Source organism: Nannocystis pusilla (genome assembly GCF_020073745.1).
Classification (GTDB): Bacteria; Myxococcota_A; Polyangia; order Nannocystales; family Nannocystaceae; genus Nannocystis; species Nannocystis radixulma.
Genome location: NZ_JAIRAU010000001.1, coordinates 291,648 through 309,884 on the forward strand (window position 1 = coordinate 291,648; position 18,237 = coordinate 309,884).

General features: G+C 72.3%; 15 protein-coding genes. 6 read left to right on the forward strand and 9 right to left on the reverse strand.

Going from position 1 to position 18,237, the window contains the following annotated elements:
* Window position 1: 1 nt before the first annotated feature.
* Window positions 2-1,240, forward strand: coding sequence for a sensor histidine kinase (locus tag K7C98_RS01200; RefSeq protein WP_224189620.1), 1,239 nt, complete (start codon window positions 2-4; stop codon window positions 1,238-1,240).
* Here the strand turns inward: K7C98_RS01200 and K7C98_RS01205 are convergent.
* Both K7C98_RS01205 and K7C98_RS01210 read right to left on the reverse strand, forming a co-directional pair.
* Window positions 1,180-2,691: an SLC13 family permease gene (locus K7C98_RS01205; protein WP_224189621.1), complete on the reverse strand. Its 1,512-nt coding sequence runs from the start codon at window positions 2,689-2,691 to the stop codon at window positions 1,180-1,182. The genes K7C98_RS01200 and K7C98_RS01205 overlap by 61 nt on opposite strands.
* A gap of 13 nt (window positions 2,692-2,704) precedes the next feature.
* Entirely contained in the window at window positions 2,705-4,048 is a 1,344-nt protein-coding gene (locus tag K7C98_RS01210; protein ID WP_224189622.1) for an MFS transporter, read from the reverse strand.
* Between the two features lie 539 nt (window positions 4,049-4,587).
* Between K7C98_RS01210 and K7C98_RS01215 the strand changes: the two genes are divergently transcribed.
* The 3 genes from K7C98_RS01215 (at window position 4,588) to K7C98_RS01225 (ending at window position 6,900) form a co-directional block, all read left to right on the forward strand.
* Window positions 4,588-4,941 carry a MarR family winged helix-turn-helix transcriptional regulator gene (locus tag K7C98_RS01215; RefSeq protein WP_224189623.1) on the forward strand — a complete coding sequence of 118 codons (354 nt, stop codon included), beginning with the start codon at window positions 4,588-4,590 and terminating at the stop codon, window positions 4,939-4,941.
* 157 nt (window positions 4,942-5,098) lie between these two features.
* Window positions 5,099-5,866, forward strand: a complete 768-nt coding sequence (locus K7C98_RS01220) for a hypothetical protein (RefSeq protein ID WP_224189624.1) — start codon at window positions 5,099-5,101, stop codon at window positions 5,864-5,866.
* Window positions 5,863-6,900, forward strand: coding sequence for a hypothetical protein (locus K7C98_RS01225; protein WP_224189625.1), 1,038 nt, complete (start codon window positions 5,863-5,865; stop codon window positions 6,898-6,900). The genes K7C98_RS01220 and K7C98_RS01225 overlap by 4 nt, the downstream gene beginning before the upstream one ends.
* 268 nt (window positions 6,901-7,168) lie before the next feature.
* On the opposite strand, the gene K7C98_RS01230 is transcribed toward K7C98_RS01225, so the two are convergent.
* The 5 genes from K7C98_RS01230 to K7C98_RS01250 form a co-directional block, all read right to left on the reverse strand.
* A complete protein-coding gene (locus K7C98_RS01230) occupies window positions 7,169-7,876 on the reverse strand; it encodes a response regulator transcription factor (RefSeq protein WP_224189626.1) in 708 nt (235 codons plus the stop codon).
* A gap of 33 nt (window positions 7,877-7,909) precedes the next feature.
* Window positions 7,910-8,662, reverse strand: coding sequence for a hydrogenase (locus K7C98_RS01235; RefSeq protein ID WP_224189627.1), 753 nt, complete (start codon window positions 8,660-8,662; stop codon window positions 7,910-7,912).
* The gene (locus K7C98_RS01240) at window positions 8,662-10,164 is read right to left on the reverse strand and encodes a hypothetical protein (RefSeq protein WP_224189628.1); all 1,503 of its coding nucleotides are present in this window, start codon (window positions 10,162-10,164) and stop codon (window positions 8,662-8,664) included. The genes K7C98_RS01235 and K7C98_RS01240 overlap by 1 nt, the downstream gene beginning before the upstream one ends.
* A 44-nt stretch (window positions 10,165-10,208) precedes the next feature.
* Window positions 10,209-10,478: a hypothetical protein gene (locus K7C98_RS01245; RefSeq protein ID WP_224189629.1), complete on the reverse strand. Its 270-nt coding sequence runs from the start codon at window positions 10,476-10,478 to the stop codon at window positions 10,209-10,211.
* Window positions 10,479-11,318: 840 nt separating this feature from the next.
* A complete protein-coding gene (locus tag K7C98_RS01250; protein ID WP_224189630.1) occupies window positions 11,319-13,154 on the reverse strand; it encodes a cytochrome c family protein in 1,836 nt (611 codons plus the stop codon).
* 199 nt (window positions 13,155-13,353) lie between these two features.
* Between K7C98_RS01250 and K7C98_RS01255 the strand changes: the two genes are divergently transcribed.
* Both K7C98_RS01255 and K7C98_RS01260 read left to right on the forward strand, forming a co-directional pair.
* Complete coding sequence (locus tag K7C98_RS01255; protein WP_224189631.1) at window positions 13,354-13,836, forward strand: hypothetical protein; 483 nt, start codon at window positions 13,354-13,356, stop codon at window positions 13,834-13,836.
* A 411-nt stretch (window positions 13,837-14,247) separates the two neighbouring features.
* Window positions 14,248-15,537, forward strand: a complete 1,290-nt coding sequence (locus K7C98_RS01260) for a hypothetical protein (protein WP_224189632.1) — start codon at window positions 14,248-14,250, stop codon at window positions 15,535-15,537.
* An 84-nt stretch (window positions 15,538-15,621) separates the two neighbouring features.
* Here K7C98_RS01260 and K7C98_RS01265 read toward each other — a convergent pair whose 3' ends face one another.
* Together K7C98_RS01265 and K7C98_RS01270 are read right to left on the reverse strand one after the other, a co-directional pair.
* The gene (locus tag K7C98_RS01265; RefSeq protein WP_224189633.1) at window positions 15,622-16,845 is read right to left on the reverse strand and encodes a hypothetical protein; all 1,224 of its coding nucleotides are present in this window, start codon (window positions 16,843-16,845) and stop codon (window positions 15,622-15,624) included.
* Between the two features lie 226 nt (window positions 16,846-17,071).
* The gene (locus K7C98_RS01270; protein ID WP_224189634.1) at window positions 17,072-18,154 is read right to left on the reverse strand and encodes a hypothetical protein; all 1,083 of its coding nucleotides are present in this window, start codon (window positions 18,152-18,154) and stop codon (window positions 17,072-17,074) included.
* Window positions 18,155-18,237 lie beyond the last annotated feature (83 nt).

Consider the following 18,237-nt stretch of genomic DNA (forward strand, 5'->3'; position numbering starts at 1 on the left):
CATGCTGTTGTTGTTTCGCGAGCAATGTGAGCGGCTGTTCCCGTTCTCGATCCTCGTCGACGACGAGCTGAAGACGCTCGAGCTCGGACGCTCGCTGCGCCGCCTCATGCCCGGGGACGCGGCCGGCAAGCCGTTCGACGAGCTGTTCGCGGTCGAGCGCCCGGTGCTGCCCGAGCTGACGCTGGCGGCGCTGCTGGCCCGGCAGGACTCGGTGGTGCTGCTGAAGGTCCGCGAGCTCGAGCTGCGCCTGCGCGGCGAGGTGGTCGAGGTCGACGGCGGGGCGCTGTTCGTCGGCACGCCGTGGCTGACGGAGACGAGCCAGGTCAGCCGCTCGAACCTGACGCTGCGCGACTTCGCGTTGCACGACCCGACCAGCGAGATGCTGGTGGCGATGAAGTCGACGCAGACGGCGATCGCCGACGCCAACATCCTGGCCGACAAGCTGCGCCGCCAGGCGCAGCAGCTGCAGGCGGCCAAGCAGCAGGCGGAGCAGGTGAGCGAGGCCAAGAGCTCGTTCATCGCCAGCCTGAGCCACGAGCTGCGCACGCCGCTCAACGCGATCCTCGGCTACAGCGAGTTGATGCTCGACGAGGTCGGCGAGGCGACGCCGGAGGAGATGCGCGACGACCTCCAGCGGATCCAGCTGGCGGGGCAGACGCTGCTCGGGCTGGTGGCCGACGTGCTCGACCTGTCGCGCATCGAGGCGCAGCGGCTCGAGCTGAGCGAGGACGTGTTCTCGCTGGCGACGCTGCTGCGCACGGTGCGGGCGTCGGTCGAGCCGCTGCTGCGCCGCGGGGTCGCGCTCGTCTGGCCCGAAGACCAGGACGCGCCGCTGTTCGGCGACCAGGAGAAGATCCGCCAGGTGCTGCTCAACCTGCTCGGCAACGCGTGCAAGTTCACCGAGCTCGGAGAGGTCGGGCTGGCGGTGCGCGTCGAGCAGAACGGGGACGTGGAGTTCGTGGTCCACGACACCGGCATCGGCATCAAGCCGGAGCAGCAGCAGCGCCTGTTCGAGGCGTTCTACCAGGCCGACAGCTCGCTGCGCCGCCGCTTCGGCGGGTCGGGCCTGGGGCTGGCGATCGCCCGCGGGTTCGTCGAGGCGATGGGCGGGACGATCCGCGTCGAGAGCGAGCACGAGCTCGGCTCGAGCTTCACCGTCCGCGTGCCGCTCGGGCGCAATCAAAGCCCGAGGCCGAGAGCCGGCAGCAAGAGCGCCCCGCACGCCAGCAGCACGAGGTAGCCGAGCAGGTCGAGGACGATGCCGAAGCGGATCATCGTCTGGATCTTGATGAGGCCCGTGCCGTAGGCGATCGCGTTCGGCGGGGTCGAGACCGGCAGCGTGAAGGCGAAGCTGGCGGCCATCGTGACGCACAGGGTGGTCGGCAGCGGGTCGATGCCGGCCGCCTGGGCGATGGCGATCAGCACCGGGACCATCATGCTGGTGGTCGAGACGTTGCTGGTGACCTCGGTCAGCCACAGCACGAGGAAGGTGCTGGCCGCCAGCAGACCGAACGGCGAGCTGGCGATCGGTCCGGCGACGGCGAGGAAGCCGCGCGCGACCGCCTCGGCGAGGCCGGTGTCGAACATCATCGCGCCGAGCGAGAAGCCGCCGCCGAGCAGGTAGAGGGTCGACCAGTCGAGCTGCATCGCCTTGGCCCACGGCAGCACCGGCTCGTCGCGGCGCCGGCCGCCGGGGATGATGCACAGCAGCACGCCGGCGAGGGTGGCGACCACGCCCTCCTGCAGGCAGCGGTCGGCCCAGGCGGCGGCCGGGTGCGCGGCGCCGAGGAGGATCTTGAGGACCGAGGGCAACAGCCAGCCGGTGACGGCCAGCAGGAACACCGCGGCGGCCCGCCGCTCGCCCGGCGACATCGGCCCGAGGCCGTCGAGCTGCTTCTTGACCTCGACGGTGAGGCGGTCGAGCCGCGCGACCGGGGCGGGGAAGCGGCGCTCGGCGTAGAGGAGGACGAGCGCCAGGGTGGCGAGGCCGGTCGGCAGGCCGAAGCTGATCCACTGGAAGAAGTCGAGCTGGATGCCGGCCTGCCGCTCGAGGAAGTCGAGGGCGATGACGTTGGGCGCGGTGCCGATCGGGGTGGCGACGCCGCCGATCGAGCAGGCGTAGGTGAGGGTCAGCAGGGTGCCCTGGGCGAAGCGGTCGAACTTCGGCTGGTCTTCGGAGCCGGCGGCGCCGCGGATCGCCGCGCACAGGCCGAGCGCCACCGGGATCAACATCGCGGTGGTCGCGGTGTTGGAGATCCACATCGAGCAGGCGAAGGCGCCGATGCCGACGGCCACGCGCGCGCGGGCCGGCGAGCCGCGCACCCAGTCGCGCGCGAGCAGCCACAGCGCGGCCCGGCGGTCGAGGCCCTGCTCGCTGAGGCCGAGCGCGATCATGAAGCCGCCGAGGAACAGGAAGATCAGCGGGCTGGCGAACGGCGCGAACGCCTTGGCCGCGGGGGTGACGTCCATCGCCACCGCCAGCGCCGGGGCGATCAGCGCGGTGGCGCCGAGCGGGATGACCTCGCACACCCACAGCACCACGGTGGCGGCGAAGATCGCGGCCAGGCGGTGGGCGGGGTCGGGCAGGCCGGTCGGCGCGAGCAGGAGGCCGAAGAAGACCAGCGGCGCGAGCACGGCGCCGACCTTGCGCCGGACGACGTCGAACGGTGAGCGGGCGGCGGCGCGGTCCATGCGGCGACTTCGACTATTGTTGGCGCAGGAACGGGATCAGGACCAGGCAGGGGATGCAGGCGACGGCGGCGATCGAGAAGTACACCACCGGTCCGTGGGCCTCGTACAGGAAGCCGCTGTAGGTGCCCGAGATGGTCTGCGCGAGCGAATAGATGGCGGTGGCGAAGGCGAAGTGGGCGGCCCTGTGATCGGGGTGGCAGCGCCGCATGATGAAGATCGTCTGCGCGGCGGTGGCGAGGCCGCCGCACAGCTGCTCGATGACGAGGATCGTGCCGACGTGCCACAGCGGCGGCGAGAGCGTGTGCGCGAGGCTCAGCGGGGCGCCGAGGCCGAGCAGCAGGTCGGCGGGCAGGCGAGGGGCCGCGAGCCAGAGGTAGAGCGGCAGGGTGCCCGCCATGATGAGGGCGATCGGCAGGAGCGCGCGACCGAGGCCGACGCGCGCGACCCACAGCCCGCCGAGCATGGCGCCGGCGATGCTGGCGGCGGTGCCGAAGCCGTTGAGCACGCCGCGGTCGGCGGTGCCGATGCCGAGCTCGCGGAACAGCACCTTCGACATGCCGAACATCAGCGCGTCGCCGAGCTTGAAGCTGAGCAGGAACAGCAGCACGATCGCGGCCCGCGGCTGCAGCAGGAAGCTGAAGTAGGCGCCGCGGACGTGGGCGATGCGGGCGCGCCAGCCGGCCTCGGGGTCGCTCGCGGTCGCCTGCGGGAGCGCCCGCGCCACGGCCACGCGCGGCAGCCACACGCGGTGGGCCACCGCGAGGGCGACCATGAGGACGGCGCCGACGCCGAAGCCGGCCAGCCAGTGGACGCGGCCGCCGAGGAACACCAGGCCCGCCGAGCCGACCAGCATGGCGACGCGGAAGGCCGCGACGCGGATGCCGGTGTAGCGGGCCTGGTCGTCGCGCCCGAGCGCGGTCATGTAGTAGCCGTCGCAGGCGATGTCGTGGGTCGCGCTGAGCAGGCCGATGGCGATGAGCACCAGCCAGATCACGGCCGTGCCGGAACCTGTCCCGGAGGCCATGTTGTGGGCGAGCACCGCGAGCACCGCCATCAGCAGGCCGAGGCCGAACTGGGTGGCGACGATCCACTGGCGCAGGGTCCCGATCAGGTCGACGATCGGGCTCCACACGAACTTGAGGCTGCTGGTGAAGTGCAGCGCCGAGGTGAAGCCGACCTCGCGGGCCGGCAGCCCGGCGGCGGTGAAGAACTCGGCGGCGACCTGGTGGAGGATCGACCACGGCAGGCCCTCGCCGAAGTAGGACGAGGCGGTCCAGGCGACGGTGCCCGCGCGGCGGGTCGGCGGCCGCTCGGTGGGCCCCGAGGACGGGTCGGGCGGTGCGGCGGCGGTGCTCAAGCGCTCGCACGGTCATACCGGCAGGCGGGCCGGCGGCCAAGTTTTCCGGGCGACCGGCGGCGGCCGCGGCACCGCCCGGCCCGGCGTCGTTCACCGGGCCTGCCGCTGCTGAGCCTCGCGGCTGCCCGCTCCGCGGTCCGGCGACCACGGCGGCGAGCGCCGCGCCACCGTCAATCGATGCCCCGGACCTGACGGAGCTCCGTCGGGATGTGGAAGGGCAGGGCCGTCGACAGGACGAAGGCGCGGTTGAGACCTCGAGCCGCTCGGCGGCCGCCCTGCGCCGCCGCCCGACCGCGCCTCTGCGCAGCAGGCCCTTGCCCGCGAGCAGCCGCCTCGCCACCGCGGTGTAGTCCCACTCGCCGTCCTCGACGAGCCCCGCGCACGACAGCTTCGCCAACTTCGGCGCGATGCGGCTCGCGTGACCGACGAGGTGACTGTCCGCGAGGAGCTCGTCCACCGCGTCTTCGCGGTCGTCCGCCACCACGGCGGTCGCCGGCGAACCACTGCGTGGCGCCTGGCCTTCGGGACATGTCCCGGGGATGACGCGGCGGATCGTCGCGTGCATCGGCCGGAGCTTCTGCGCCGAGCGCGACACGCTGGTGGTGGTGATGCAGGCCCAGGGTCTGACGCCGAACGAGCTGTCGCATCGCATGCACATGGACGCGTCGACGGTGAGCCGCAACGTCGAGCGCATGTGCAACAGCGGCTGGCTCAAGCTGGCGGACATCGACGACGCGCGCTCGCACGAGATCCAGATCACCGAGAAGGGCATGAAGCTCATCGCCGACGTCGCGCCCGCGTGGGAGGCGGCCCAGCGCGACGCGGAGGAGCTGCTCGGCGTGTCGATCGGCAAGGCCATCGCGCGCGGGGCCAGCCGCCTGGCGGGCGACTGACGCCGCGATTGCGCCGTCGTGGTCGGCGAGCCGCGGTCGCGCACCATGCGCGAATTGTCGTCGCGTGCCACGGAGACCGCTCAGACCGTTCCCTGCAGGTCCGATCGCGGATGGGTTGTAAGTCCCGCGCGAGTTCTGCATTCTGGGGGTCCTTTCGGTGACCACGGCCGTCCTCCTGCTCGCCCTCGTCCACCTCGTCGAGGCGCCTGCCCCCGCGCCCTCGGGTCCGACCCCCGAGCACGGGCCGTTCTTCGCGCCGACGGCTGCGAGCGAGACGGAGTTTCCGAGCGGGCCGCCGGCGACCGCGCCGCCGCGCTTCTCCGTCGGCAAGGGCGCGTTCTGCTTCGTCGAGGACGCGCAGTGCCGTTCCGCGCTGATCGCCAGCGTCGACGTCGGCATCGGCGTCAACGCGATCGCCGGTGACCGCGGCGTCGACCTGCCCTACGCGCATTACAACTTCCGCGGCGGCTTCTCGCTGCGACCGATCACGCTGGTCCGCAAGCGCTGGAACCCGTGGTCGGTGGGCCTGATCGCCAGCTGGTCGCGCGGCACCGGGGTGGTCGCCAACACCGGCTCGGTGGTCGACGCCGCCGACCAGGTGGTGCAGACCACCCCGCACACGACGGCCTACCGGTTCGGCCTCGTCAACCAGCTCTGGCTCAGCCAGAAGCGCAACGCCTTCCACGTCGACCTGACCGTCGGCGTGGTCCGCTCGTCGGTGCTCACGTACATCGGCTGGTACAACGGCACGCACATCGAGGTCGCGGCCGGCTGGGCCGGCTGGGGCGGCTTCTTCGTCAGCGGCGACTTCCTCGACGGCGACACGCGCGTGATCACCGGCTTCCGCGCCCACGCCATCCCCGCGCTGCCGGCGATCGGTCTGGTCCTGCTCGGTCTGCTGGCCGGAGGAGCGATGGGGCAATGACGGCGCTCCTGTCTGTCGCTTCTCTCTCTGGCGCCCTGTGGGCGCTCGCGCAGGTGCCGGCGGCGCCGCCGGTGCAGTCGCCGACGACGACCACCACCACCACGACCACGTCGACCGCCACCGGGAATTCGACGTCGACCTCGACGACGACGACGACGACGGAGGTGCCGGTGCAGGCGCCGAAGTCGGCGCCGCTGCCGGCGTGGGAGCCCGCCGGCCCCATCCCGCCGCCCGCGGCCGCCGAGCCGCCGGTGCCGGCGCCGACCGTCGAGGACCCGCCGGCCGCCCCCGTGACCGCCGCGGAGGCGAAGGAGCAGGCCGGTCCGCCGTTCTACAGCGAGGCCGACATGCAGCAGCTGCGGGCGCGCCACGGCCTCGAGGCGACCCCCCCGACCAGCGAACGCAAGTCGCGCTGGCGCTGCCTGATCGCCGACCCGACCTGCGGCCTCGTCGTCGAGGTCCAGGCGACCTCGGGCTTCGCCTACCGCATCCGCCAGGGCGATGTCGGCTCGCCCGGCGACGTGTACCGCTGGAGCTCGGCCCGCGTGCAATACGACGTGTGGGTCAGCATCCCGACGCTGGTCGAGTCGCGCGGGTCGTTCAAGTATACCCGCGTGTCGCTCGGCCCGAAGGGCGGCATCATCGCCAGCGACAACAAGGATGTGTGGGGCAACGTCGGCTTCGCCGGTCGCTACTGGCTCAAGCGCACCCGCTGGTCGCCGACGATCGAGTTCTCGAGCGGCCTGGCGTTCAAGGTCGCCGGCACCGACAAGGTGAGCGGCCGCTTCGACAACGTCCGCAGCCCGATCGGCTTCGTGGCCGACGTCGGCATCGGCCTCGGCGGGTTCGGGGCCATCGTGCTCGGCGGTCAATTCGACAGCCCGCTGGCGCGCGAGGACGTGCCCGAAAAGGCCCGCACGCCGGCCGCGGGCATGTTCTACATCGGCTTCCGCGGCAACATCCTGTGGGGCGCCCCGGCCGTGGCCGGCGTGGCCACCCACGCCGCGGCGCTTCGCGCGGTCAACACGCCGTAGGACGCACTTCCGGACTCGCGCGCCCTCGGACTCGCGCGCCCCGACGACGATCGAGGCGGCGCTGGTCCGCGCCGAGGGGCTGGAGCTGGCCGAGGTCGAGCGCGCGCAGCCGGAACGTCGAAACCAGCAGGCGCGACGAGCTGTACTGGTGGGACGCCGCCGCAGGCGCCCTCCGCAGCGCCAGGCTCCGTTGAGTGGTCGCTACCTGGCCCTTTCGAGTGATCCTCGCGCCGGGCTCCGACAGGCTGGCAAGGCGCGAGGAGGGGCGCTAAGCCACGCGGTCCTTCGATTCGTCCTGCCAGCGGTAGCCGACGCCCCTGACGGTCTCGATCATGCTCGCGTGCTCGCCGAGCTTGGTCCGCAGGTTCTTGATGTGGACGTCGATCATGTTGGTGCCGGGGTCGTAGGTGGTCTCCCACACGTTCTGCAGCAGCTCGAGCCGCGACACCACGCGGCCAACCTCGCGCGCGAGGTAGCCGAGCAGCATGAACTCGCGGTGGGTCAGCTCGAGGTTGCGGTCGGCGAAGGTGACGACGCGGTCCTGACGATCGATGCGCAGCTGGCCGACCTCGAGGAAGCGGTCGCGCTGGCCGCGGCGGCCGAGGGCGCGCACGCGGGCCAGCAGCTCGCTGAGGTCGAACGGCTTCGGCAAGAAGTCGTCGGCGCCGGCGTCGAGGCCGGAGATCCGGTCGTTGATCTCGCCGCGGGCGGTGAGCATCAGGATCGGCACCGACTTGCCGGCCAGGCGCAGCCCGCGGCATACCTGCATGCCGTCGAGCGAGGGCAGCATCCAGTCGAGGATCACGAGCGTGTACTCGATGCTGCGCGCCTGCGACAGCGCGACCGCGCCGTCGTCGACGAGGTCGACGACGTAGCCCTCCTCGGAGAGCGCGCGCGAGAGGAAGCTGGCGAGCTTGCGGTTGTCCTCGACGACGAGGATCTTGGCCGGGTTGGGGACGGGGTGCGGTGCCGGCATGGACGGACGGAGCTCCAAGGTGAGGGCGAATCGCTACGGCGCGCCGAGGAGGTCGAGCAGGCCGTCGACGAAGGTGAGCGGGTGCGGCGGACAGCCGGGGACGTAGAGCTGGGGGGCGTTCTCGGCGAAGAAGCCGCGGGCGCGCGCGGGACCGAGGCGGTGCGGGCCGCCGCCGATCGCACAGGCGCCGGTGGCGATGAGCAGCCGGGGGCCGCCGATCGCGGCCCACGTGCGGCGCAGCTGCTCGTCGTCGGCCTCGGCCTCGACCGGCCCGAAGACGACGAGGCCGTCGGCGCCGCGCGCCTCGTCGACCCATTCGATGCCCCACCGCCCCATGTCGAAGTGACCGTCGCCGCAGGCCCGCAGCTCGCAATCACAGCCGTCGCAACCTCCGAGGACGGCGCGCACCAGCTTGAGCGAGCGCCCGAACCGCCGGCGCAGCGCGGCGTCGGCGGCGACCGGGGGCGGGGCCCGCCGCTCGGGCCCGACGACGAGGCCGCGACGTGTGGCGCTGGCCAGCCGGTGCTCGGGGCCGAAAGTGATATGTTTTTCGGGACATGCGGCGGCGCAATCGCGGCAGAACACGCACCGCCCGAGGTCGAGCGCGACCGCGGTGGAGGTGCGCGCGAGCGCCTGGGCGGGGCAGGCCGGCAGGCAAGCGCTGCAGGCGGTCGGGCACGAGCTGTCTTTGAGGACAGGCAGGCCGGCGAGGCCGGGGGTGACGGCCGCGCGCGGGTCGGGCAGGGCGCGCGGGGCAGGACGAGGGCCGCGGAGGACCGTCAGCATCACCGGGCTCCTCGCCCGTCGTGGGCCAGCGAGAGGTCGAAGCTGTGGCCGCAGACCTGCAAGTCGGTCAGCGAGCCGCCGCGCAGGGCGGCGGCGAGGCCGGGCCAGGCGAACATGCCCGGGTCCTGGGCGCGGTAGTCGAGGAGCCGGCCGTCGCGGTCGGTCTCGAGCAGGTGGACGATCGGCCCGCGCGCGCCCTCGACGGCGGCGATCGCCAGGTGACGCGGGGCGAGCCCGGCGAGCGCGGTCGGACGCGCGCCGACGGCCTCGGCGACGCAGGCGAGGATCCACGCGACGGCGGCCTCGATCTCGCGGGCGCGGATCGAGGCGCGCGCGAGGCAGTCGCCGTCGTACTCGACGAACACGTCGAGCGCGTGGCGGCGGTACAGCTCGCCCGGGAGGTCGCGCCGGAGGTCGTGGGGCAGGCCGCAGGCGCGCGCGGGCGGGCCGACGAGCCCGAGGTCGTGCGCGTCGCGGCGGGCGATCGCGCCGACGCCGTCGAGTCGATCGAGCACCGAGCGCAGGCCCATCATGTCGGCGCTGCAGCCGGCGAAGGCGTCGCGGAAGTCGGCGAGCGTGGCCCGCACGTCGGCGAGCCGGGCGGCGCCGATCGGCTCGCGCACACCGCCGGGGCGGACGTGGCCGTGGCCGTGGCGACTGCCGCACAGGCGCATCAGGAGGTCGCGGACGACCGCGTGCAGGCGCTCGTGCTCGGCCGCGCCGACGCCGAAGCCGATCGCGCGGGCGAGCCGGGCCTGGCCGGCGAGGTGGCAGGCGACCCGCTCGAGCTCGAGGCCGACGCCGCGGTGCACGGCGCACGCGAGGTCGAACGGGCCGCCGGCGAGGCCCTCGATCGCCAGCGCGTGGGCCCAGGCCCGGGCGACGCTGCCCTCGCCGCGCAGGGTCTCGATCAGCGCGGGCAGGTGGCCGAGCGGCCGGGTGCACAGCACGGCCTCGACGTCGCGCTCCGGCAGCGCGCGCAGCTCGACGGCCCGCACGCGGTCGCCCCGGCAGTACAGGCGCAGCGGGCCGCGGTCGACGAGCTGCCCCGGCTCGGCGCGCCGGCCCTGGGCCGTCGGGCCCTTGGCGGCCGGCCAGAACCACATGTCGCGCGGGTCGAGGATGTCGTCGTCGAGGCGGCGGGGCGGCGGTCCGGCGAGCTGGAGGCCGTATGTCCTTTCGAGCAGGCGCTCGTGGGCGCCGAGCGGGCCGCGCACGCTCGGCAGCGGTCGGTCGTGGCGGGCCCGCCCGCGCATGACCGCGAGGCCGCGCGAGCGCACCAGCGCGGCGGTGAGGACGACGCCGCGGTCGTCGTCGCGCCGGCCGTGGTAGGCGAGCACGCGCGCGCCGGCGCTGGTCTCGCGGCTGAGCGCGGCGACGAAGGCGTCGCCGGGGAGCTCGGGGAGGTCGTCGACCGCGGCGACCAGCAGCGGCGCCGGGCCGCCCTCGCCAGGTGCGGCGGTGACGGAGCGGGGAGAGACGAGACGAAGGAATGATCGCACCGCCGGATCTTCCGAACGACGCGGGCGGCTGGAGGTCGGTGCCGTCATTCGACCTCCCGGACGTGCAGGGCGAGCGCGAGGCGCTCGCGGGGCGGGGCGGGGCGCGGTCGGCCGGCGCGTGCCGTGAATGCGCCGACCGCCGCGCCGAGCCCGGGCAATGCGAGCAGGCGGACGGGCATCGCGGCCGGGCGCGGGCGCACGCCCTCGCGTTCGGTCAGCCCCGCGTCGAGCCCGTGGTGCGCCGGCGGGCCCGGCGTCGCCGCGGCGACCTCGAGGAGGTCGACGGGCGCGACGTCCCGCGGCGGGCCCGGCACCGGGACGGCGAGGAATGATGATAGGAGTGACGGCAATGGAGCTCCCCGGCGCCGCAGCCCGCGGGCGCCTCGATTGGCGAGACTCGACGCAATCAAGGTAGGAGCGGCCGCGCAGACGGTCGAGTTAAAGGCGGTTCACCGGGGCTGCGGCGGAGGCGTGGCCGGGCCGGATGAACCTCCGCTCATCCTCGCGGCGCGGCGAAATGATGTCTCGAAGGACATGTCAAACATGCGCCCGGGGAATGTGACAGCGCGGCGCGGCACGGCGCGGCGACCCGATCCGTCGGCGCCGGGATGGCGGCCGCTTCACCGCCGCCCGGGCGCGATCGAGCGGGCGACCCGAATTACAGCGCAAGGACCCCATGGCAGGTCAAAGTGGAGAAAACATTGTCCTGAAAATTCAGACCTGTGTTAGCGCGCCTTAACTCAACTCGCGAGCAGAACCGCCTGGACGGCGTTCATACTTCACGCGCGCAAGGCGCGACGGCTGCCCGGCCGGGTTCATTGTATCCATGAAGATCTCACCGGGCAGGTGGCGCGGCCGGCGGCCGGGGCGAGCGCGACGGCGAACTGGCCCACGGAGCTCGAGTGGGGGGACCGCCGGCGACGGTGCGGACGCGAGCGCGCGGCGACACGCGGTGTTTAAAAGAGCGACCCGGAGCGGCTGCGGATCTCCGCGCGCTTGCAAAAGGCCATTGCGAATGGTGAGAGCGCGTGAGCACGGATCGTCGACGCGAAATGCTCGCAGTGCGAATCGTGGCACGACGAATGGCGTGATTGCGAATCGCAGCGGCAGCGCCGGTGGTCCTCGAGGCGCGATCCTCCGGAGGATGATGCAGGTCAGCGCCGGCGGCGGCGCAGGCCGGTGAGCAGCAGCAGCGCCAGCGCGCCGCCGGGGCCGCTCCCGCGGCAGCCGCAGCCCTCGTCGGTCGGGGTCTGCGGGCTGGTGGTGGCGCCGTCGGTCGCGTCGCCGCTCGCGTCGGTCGCGGTGGTGTCGGCGGTCGTGCCGGTGCCGGCGCTCGTGGTCGGCGCGTCGGTGGTCGGCGACGGGCCGGTGGTCGGCTCGTCGCCGGAGCTCGACGTCGTCGCCTCCTCGACCAGGCCGGTGGCCGGCACCGAGGCTGTCCATTCGGCCAGGACCAATGGGTCAGGTTCGGCGGGGAACAGGGCCTGGGCGTCGGCGCCGGCGCTGTTGGTGACGTTCTCGCTCGCGAGGAACTCGAGGTAGGCCGGGGTGTTGATGACGTAGAGGAGGCGGACGCGGAGGTCGAGGACGTCGTCCGCGCCGGGGGTGAGGTCGACGACCTCGGCGGGGTCGAAGGCGTAGGTGACCTCGTCCCAGTGCGGCCAGGTCTCGTCGGGCAGCATGGTGTAGCGGTCGCCGACGGGGTCGGTCTCGACGCCGGCCTGGAGGCCCCTGGGGGGGATCCGGCTGTCGACCTGCCAGTAGTCGTTGAGCAGGAGGTGGTTGGTGACGCCGGTCTGCTGGTGGACCGCGATCGCCTCGTAGGTGCGCTGCTGCGGGTCGTTCTCGAGGCCCTGGCCGGGCAGCCAGCGGCCGGAGCCGTACACGACCTGGTCCATGTAACTGGCGGTGACCTCGAGCCACATGACGCGGCCCTCGGAGTAGCCGGTCGGCAGCTTGTGGCCGGTGTTGTTGGTGACCTTGACGCCCCACGCGGCGACGCCGGCCTGCAGATCGATCGCCGTCGGAGCCGTGACCTCGAGCGTCGCGGCCCCGCCGAGCGAGCTGTCGATGTTCGCCAGCGCCAGCTCGAAGTACGCGTCGTCGATGTCGCCGCTGCCCGCGTCGCCGTAGAGCGATTGCAAGATCTCCACCATGCGGCGGTTCGCCCCCGCGAGGTCGTGGCGGCGGCCGTCGGTGGCGTGGAAGATCTCCTGGCTGTTGAACTCGGCGCAGCCGGCCACGTCGTCGACCGCCGGCATGTGGCAGTCCTGGCACGACTTGAAATCGGCGCCCTCGACCGCGTAGGCGCTGGCCAGCCACTCGCTGTAGGTGCGCTGCTCGTTGAACTTGGCACCGATCGGCTGGCCCTGCGCGTCGAGGCGGTCGCGGCCGGTGGTCACGTCGTGGCAGGTGCCGCAGTGCTCGGAGCGGCCGAGCAGGTCGCCGACCACCCAGCTGTGCATCGGCTTGTCGCCGCCGTCGTACGACCACGGGCCCTGCTTCGGCACGTCGCCGGCCCCGCCGACGACGTCGTCGATCGTGTAGCGGGCGTCGCCCAGCGCGGTCACGCCGTCGTCGATCATGCGGTGGCACAGGTCGCAGTCGACGCCGGCGAGGTCGTCGGGCTCGAGGTCGTCGATCGCGGTGGCGTCGTCGCGTCCGGCGAGGAAGGCCCGCGGCGCGTGGCAGCGGACGCAGCTCGTGGTCTCGCCGGGCATGTCCTGGGCGGCGATCGCCACGCCGGCCCAGAACACGGGGTCGCGGGCGGCGTTGGCCATCATGCCGCCGGCCCAGGCGATCGGCGAGACGTTGGGTTCGCCGGCGTGACCGGCCGGGTTGACGAACGCGTGGCACTTGGTGCAGTCGGCCGACTTCTCGAGCGCGTTCTGCAGGCTGCCCGGCTCGGTCGCGGCGAGGGCCCCGGCGGGCACCAGCGCCGCGAGTGCGAGAGAGACCGTACGCCACGCGCCACGAGGGACCGCCGTCATGGCGGGCATCTTATCGGTCATGCCCGGCCGGGCCAACGCGGGCGCGGATGCCGGGACACGCGCAGGCGCGAGGTGTGGAGCGGCGCGGACCTCGGGCCGCTCGGGATGTCGCTCGCGGGGCGACGCGTGGTTCGTCGCGACCGCACAGCTGCGGGCCGGATGGAGACGTCCGGGGCGGGTGCGGCTATGCTCCCGGCGCATGCCTCGCGCGCGCGACGCTCTCCTCGCGGCGGTCCTCGCCCTCGCCTGTACGCCGGCGCCCGACGGCCGCTCGGCCTCGCCGACGACGAGCGACGCCCCGCCGCCCGCGGCGGCCCAGGCGAGCCCTCCTTCGGGTCGCACGGCCAACAACGACGCGCGCGGGTTCGCCAACCAGCCCGACTACGACGGCGAGGCGACCTTGCTCAAGGGACAGGTGACGCCGCGACTGCCCGACCCGCTGCCGACCGACCGCAAGCAGGCCTGCGCCGGCATGTTCGCCGCCGCCGACGCGCTCTACCGCGAGATCGACCCCGACGGGGCGGCGCTGAAGCTGCTGCAGGCCAGCCGCGCGGCCGATCAGGCGGCGTGCGAGCGCGAGACCAGCCCGCGCGCGACCGCCTGCGTGACGGTGCTGCTCGGCGACCGCAACGCCGAGCTGCCGTGGCTGCTCGACCAGTGCTCGCGGGCGTTCCCGGATTAGTCAGCGACTGCCCACGCTGATGTCGTTCGCGCGGCACTCGTCGCCAGGCGGTGAGCCTCCCGCGCGGCGACAAGCGGGGCCGGCGACGCTCTCCGCCGATCGGCACGCTCCGCCACAGCTGACCCGAAAGCCAGGTGCGCCGCGAGCTCACCGGCGCTCCTGGACACCGCTTCCTGGGTCCACGCGGCGCGATCGAAGTTGGCGAAGTCACTCGCCCGGGTCGCCCTCACGGAGATATCCCCGTCGCGATCTCACTTCATCGGGAGATTGCGCGGACGACAGATGCGTCGCCGCAAAGCAGGCTAAGGTGGCGTGACCACCTCACCGGCCGCTCATGACGAGCGCCCTCCACGCGAGGCGGCAGCGGACACCACCATGCGTCATACCCGAACCCTTGCCTTCTCTGCTTGCTTGACCCTCACTCTGACCGCCTGCGGCGATGACGGCGGCCCCTCGGTCACCGACACCGCGAACATCACCACGATCAACCCCACCGGCCCCGGGATGACCACCTCCGGCGTGGACGAACCGACCACCGGCACCACCGCCCCGTCGGGGACGATGGGTGATTCGGAGTCGGCGACCGAGCCGACCGGCACCACCGCGGACGTGACCGCGACCGGCACGACGACCGACGACACCGCGACGACGACCGACGACACCGCGACGACGACCGACGACACCGCGACGACGACCGACGGCCCCTCGTCGACCTCCGACGACACGACCACCGGCAACAACGGGACCTCCGGCGACAACCCTGACGACTGTCAAGCGCCGGCGACGCAGCCGCCGTGTGATGAGGCCGGCGACGACATCTTCAAGGCGATCGGCCTCAACTGCTCCGACAACCCGGCGATGGCGATCCCGATCAAGAACCCGGTGATCATGGCGCCGGACACCAGCAGCTACCGCGTCGCCACCCACTTCGGCACCGCCAAGGATCCGATGGATCCGAACCAGTGGGCGTGGGCGCCGAAGGAGGGCTCGCGGTTCCTCGTGATCGGCTCGGGCACCTTCCCGAACCTCGAGGCCGACGGCGGCCTCGTCGAGCAGAACGGCCAGGACAGCCAGTCGAACGGCAACCCGGACGATCTGAACCAACTCCCGGGCATCATGCACCACGAGGTGGGCAGCAACAACGGCGCCGGCGGCACGCCCTTCATGAACTGCGACGGCGTCCACGACTGCTCCGACACGATCTCGAACCAGTGGAACGGCATCGGCGCCGGCGTGGCCAACGACGTCTTCTACATGTCGTTCGACCTCGACGTCCCGCAGGGCACCCACGGCTACCTGCTCGACTTCGTGTACTTCACCGAGGAGTGGCCGAACTACGTCAACGCCTCGGTCAACGACATGTTGATCGTCTGGTCGACCAGCGAGACCTTCACCGGCAACGTCACCTTCATCGACGAGCAGCCGCTGACGGTCACCGCGCTCGACCCGTACATGACGATCCTCCCCGGCGACCCGCTGCTCGCCGGCACCGGCTTCCCCGGCGACGGTGAGGGCGCCGCAACCGGCTGGTACACCGCCAAGGGCTCCGCCGCGCCGGGCGAGAGCTTCACCCTCGCCATCTCCGTGTTCGACCTCGGCGACACCGTGTGGGACACCGTCGGCATCATCGACAAGTTCCGCTGGGACTGCATGGGTTGCGTCCCGAACGAGGTCGACAGCTGCGGCATCAGGCCGCAGTGAGCACGCCCGGCGCGAGCGGGGGCCCTCAGAGGATTTCGGAGCACGTGTCTCCGAGGGCATGTCCATCAAAACATGGCCGAGCGGTCAGCCCGGCGGCTCGAACTCGTCGCAGGCGAGGTCGATGATGCCGACGGCCTGCTGGAAGAACGGGGTGTAGTCGGTGGCGCAGACGCTGCCGATCACGCCGTTGGGGAACATGCCGACGAAGCTCTGCAGGCGCGGCGCGTCCTGGGCGCCCATGTCGTCGTTGTTGGGGTCGACCCCGGGGGGGCAGGTGCCCATCGGCAGGTTGCTGTCGCCGACCAGGCCGAGGACCACCGCGGCCTTCTCGTCGCCGTTCTTGGCGGCGACCACGGCGCTGTACCACGAGGCCGGATCGCCGGTCGAGCCCTTGCCGTCGTCGCCCATGTCGTCCTCCTCGTCGGTGATGAAGGTGACGACGAGGATCGCGTCGTCGCGCAGGAAGCCCTCGTCGCAGCCGCCGGCGCCGTTCTGGGCGTCGCTCAGCGCGGCGGCGAGCGCCTGCATCGTCTTCTCGTCGCCGCTGCCGTAGGTGCCGACGTTGGCGATGCACTCGAAGGTCTCGGCCAGGTTCGGCTGGCTGTCGGTCATGTAGCGCTTCATGTCGGCGAGCATGCAGTGCTTGCCGTTGGCGTCGAACTCCTTGCCCGTGCCGAATTCGTAGTGGCACTGCGAGATCGGCAGGTTGTTGCAGTCGAAGCCGTTGCAGGTCTTGCCCGAGAGGCCGCAGGCGTTCTCGCAGCAGACCGGGGCCGGGGTGCAGCTGCAGCTACCGTTGGTGCAGGTGCTCTTCATGCCGGTGTTCTTGCCGTCGTCGGTCGACACCGCCATGATGTGATAATCCTTGGCCTCGAGCGTCTCGGTGATCGTGGCGATGAAGCCGGGGAACGAGGCGATCAGGTTGGCCTGCTCGTCCTGCATCGAGCCGGAGTTGTCGACGACGAACAGGAAGTCGACCTTCTTGCAGCCGGCGCTGGCCGGGCCGATGCCGGTGGTCTCGCCGCCGCCGGTCAGCGGGCTGTCGACGTCGAGCTTCGGCAGGCCGTCGGGCGGGCCTTCGGTCGTGCCGCCGACGCTGGCTTCGCCGGTGGTCGGCACCGCGGTCGTATCGCCGGCCGGGGCGTCGGAGGTGGTCCCGCCGCCGGCGCTGGTGAGGCCGGTGGCGCCGGTGATCCCGGTGGCCGAGGCGGGGCTCGGGCCGGAGGCGTTGCCGCCGCTGTCGCCGCAAGCGGCGATCACGGCGAGCGCGAGGAATGGTTCGACGGCGAATCGAGCGGGGCGTCGCATCATCGCCTGGAGCATCACTCACCCCAGGACCCGGGCGATAGATGCATGAGCCCGATCGATGCGTGTGGGCCGTCACTCGTGATTGTCCATGATTGCGCAATGTGGCGGGTGCCCCGCCGAATGCGAGTCGAGCGCCGATCGACGCGCGCCGATGAATGCGGGTAGTACGAGGTTTCGGGGGGAATGTGGGCAGGCGGCGGCTCCGCCGATTGCGGGCCGGCCGCCGCTAGCCGACGGGCACGAACTCGTCGCAGGCGAAGTCGATCACCCCGACCGCCTCGGAGAAGAACGGCGTGTAGTCGGTGGCGCAGACGCTGCCGATGACCCCGTTCTCGAACATGTCGACGAAGCGCTGCAGCCGCAGCGCCGGCTCGGCGCCGACGCCGTCGTTGTTCGGGGCGCTGTCGGGCGGGCACACCCCGTCGGCGAAGTTGCCGTCGCCGACGAGCCCGAGCACCACCACCGCGTCGGCGTCGCCGCCCTTGGCCGCGACGAGCTGCGCGTGCCACTCCTCCGGCTCGCCCGGCGAGCCCTCGCCGTCGACGGTGTTGTCGTCCTCCTCGTCGGTGATGATGATGACGACGAGGATCGCGTCCTTGCGCAGGAAGCCCTCGCTGCAGCCGCCGGGGCCGTTGAGCGCCGCGCTGACGGCCTCGAGCGTCGCCAGCGCCGGCTTCTCCGCGCCGCTGCCGAAGGTGCCGATGTTGGCGACGCACTCGAACGTCTCGGCGAGGTTCGGCTGGCTCGCGGTCATGTAGCGGCGATCGTCCGCGAGCGCGCACTGCTCACCGTCGGCGTTGTAGATGTTGCCGCGCCCGTAGATCTGGTCGCACTCGGAGAGCGGCAGGGCGTCGCACGGGTCGCCGTTGCAGTCCTTGCCGAACAGCTCGCAGGTCTTCGGGCAGCACACCGGGGCCGGCTTGCACACGCAGCTGGTGGCGCCGCACTTGGTGCTGAGGCCGGCCGAGGCGCCGTCGTCGGTCGGGACCGCCATGATGTGATAGTCCTGGGCGGCGATCGTCTGGGTGATCGTGGCGATGAAGCCGGGGAACGAGGCGATCAGGTTGGCCTGCTCGCCGGCCATCGAGCCGGAGTTGTCGATGACGAACAGGAAATCGGCCTTCTTGCAGCCGCCGACGCCCGGGCGGTCGCCCGGGAGCTCCTCGGGCAGGTCGAGCTTGCCCAGCGCGCCGGAGCCGGGCAGTTCGATCCCGCCCGTCGAATCATCGCTCGTCAGGTTCGGCGAGACCCCGCCGGTCGCCCCCTCGCCGGCCGAGTCGCCGTCATGCTTGCCGCCACAGGCCGCCACGGCGGTGCCTACCAGGAGCGTCGATGCGAGGAGACGATGCATGCAGTTCTATATGCGCCCGATCGCTTGGACCATTGTCCGCG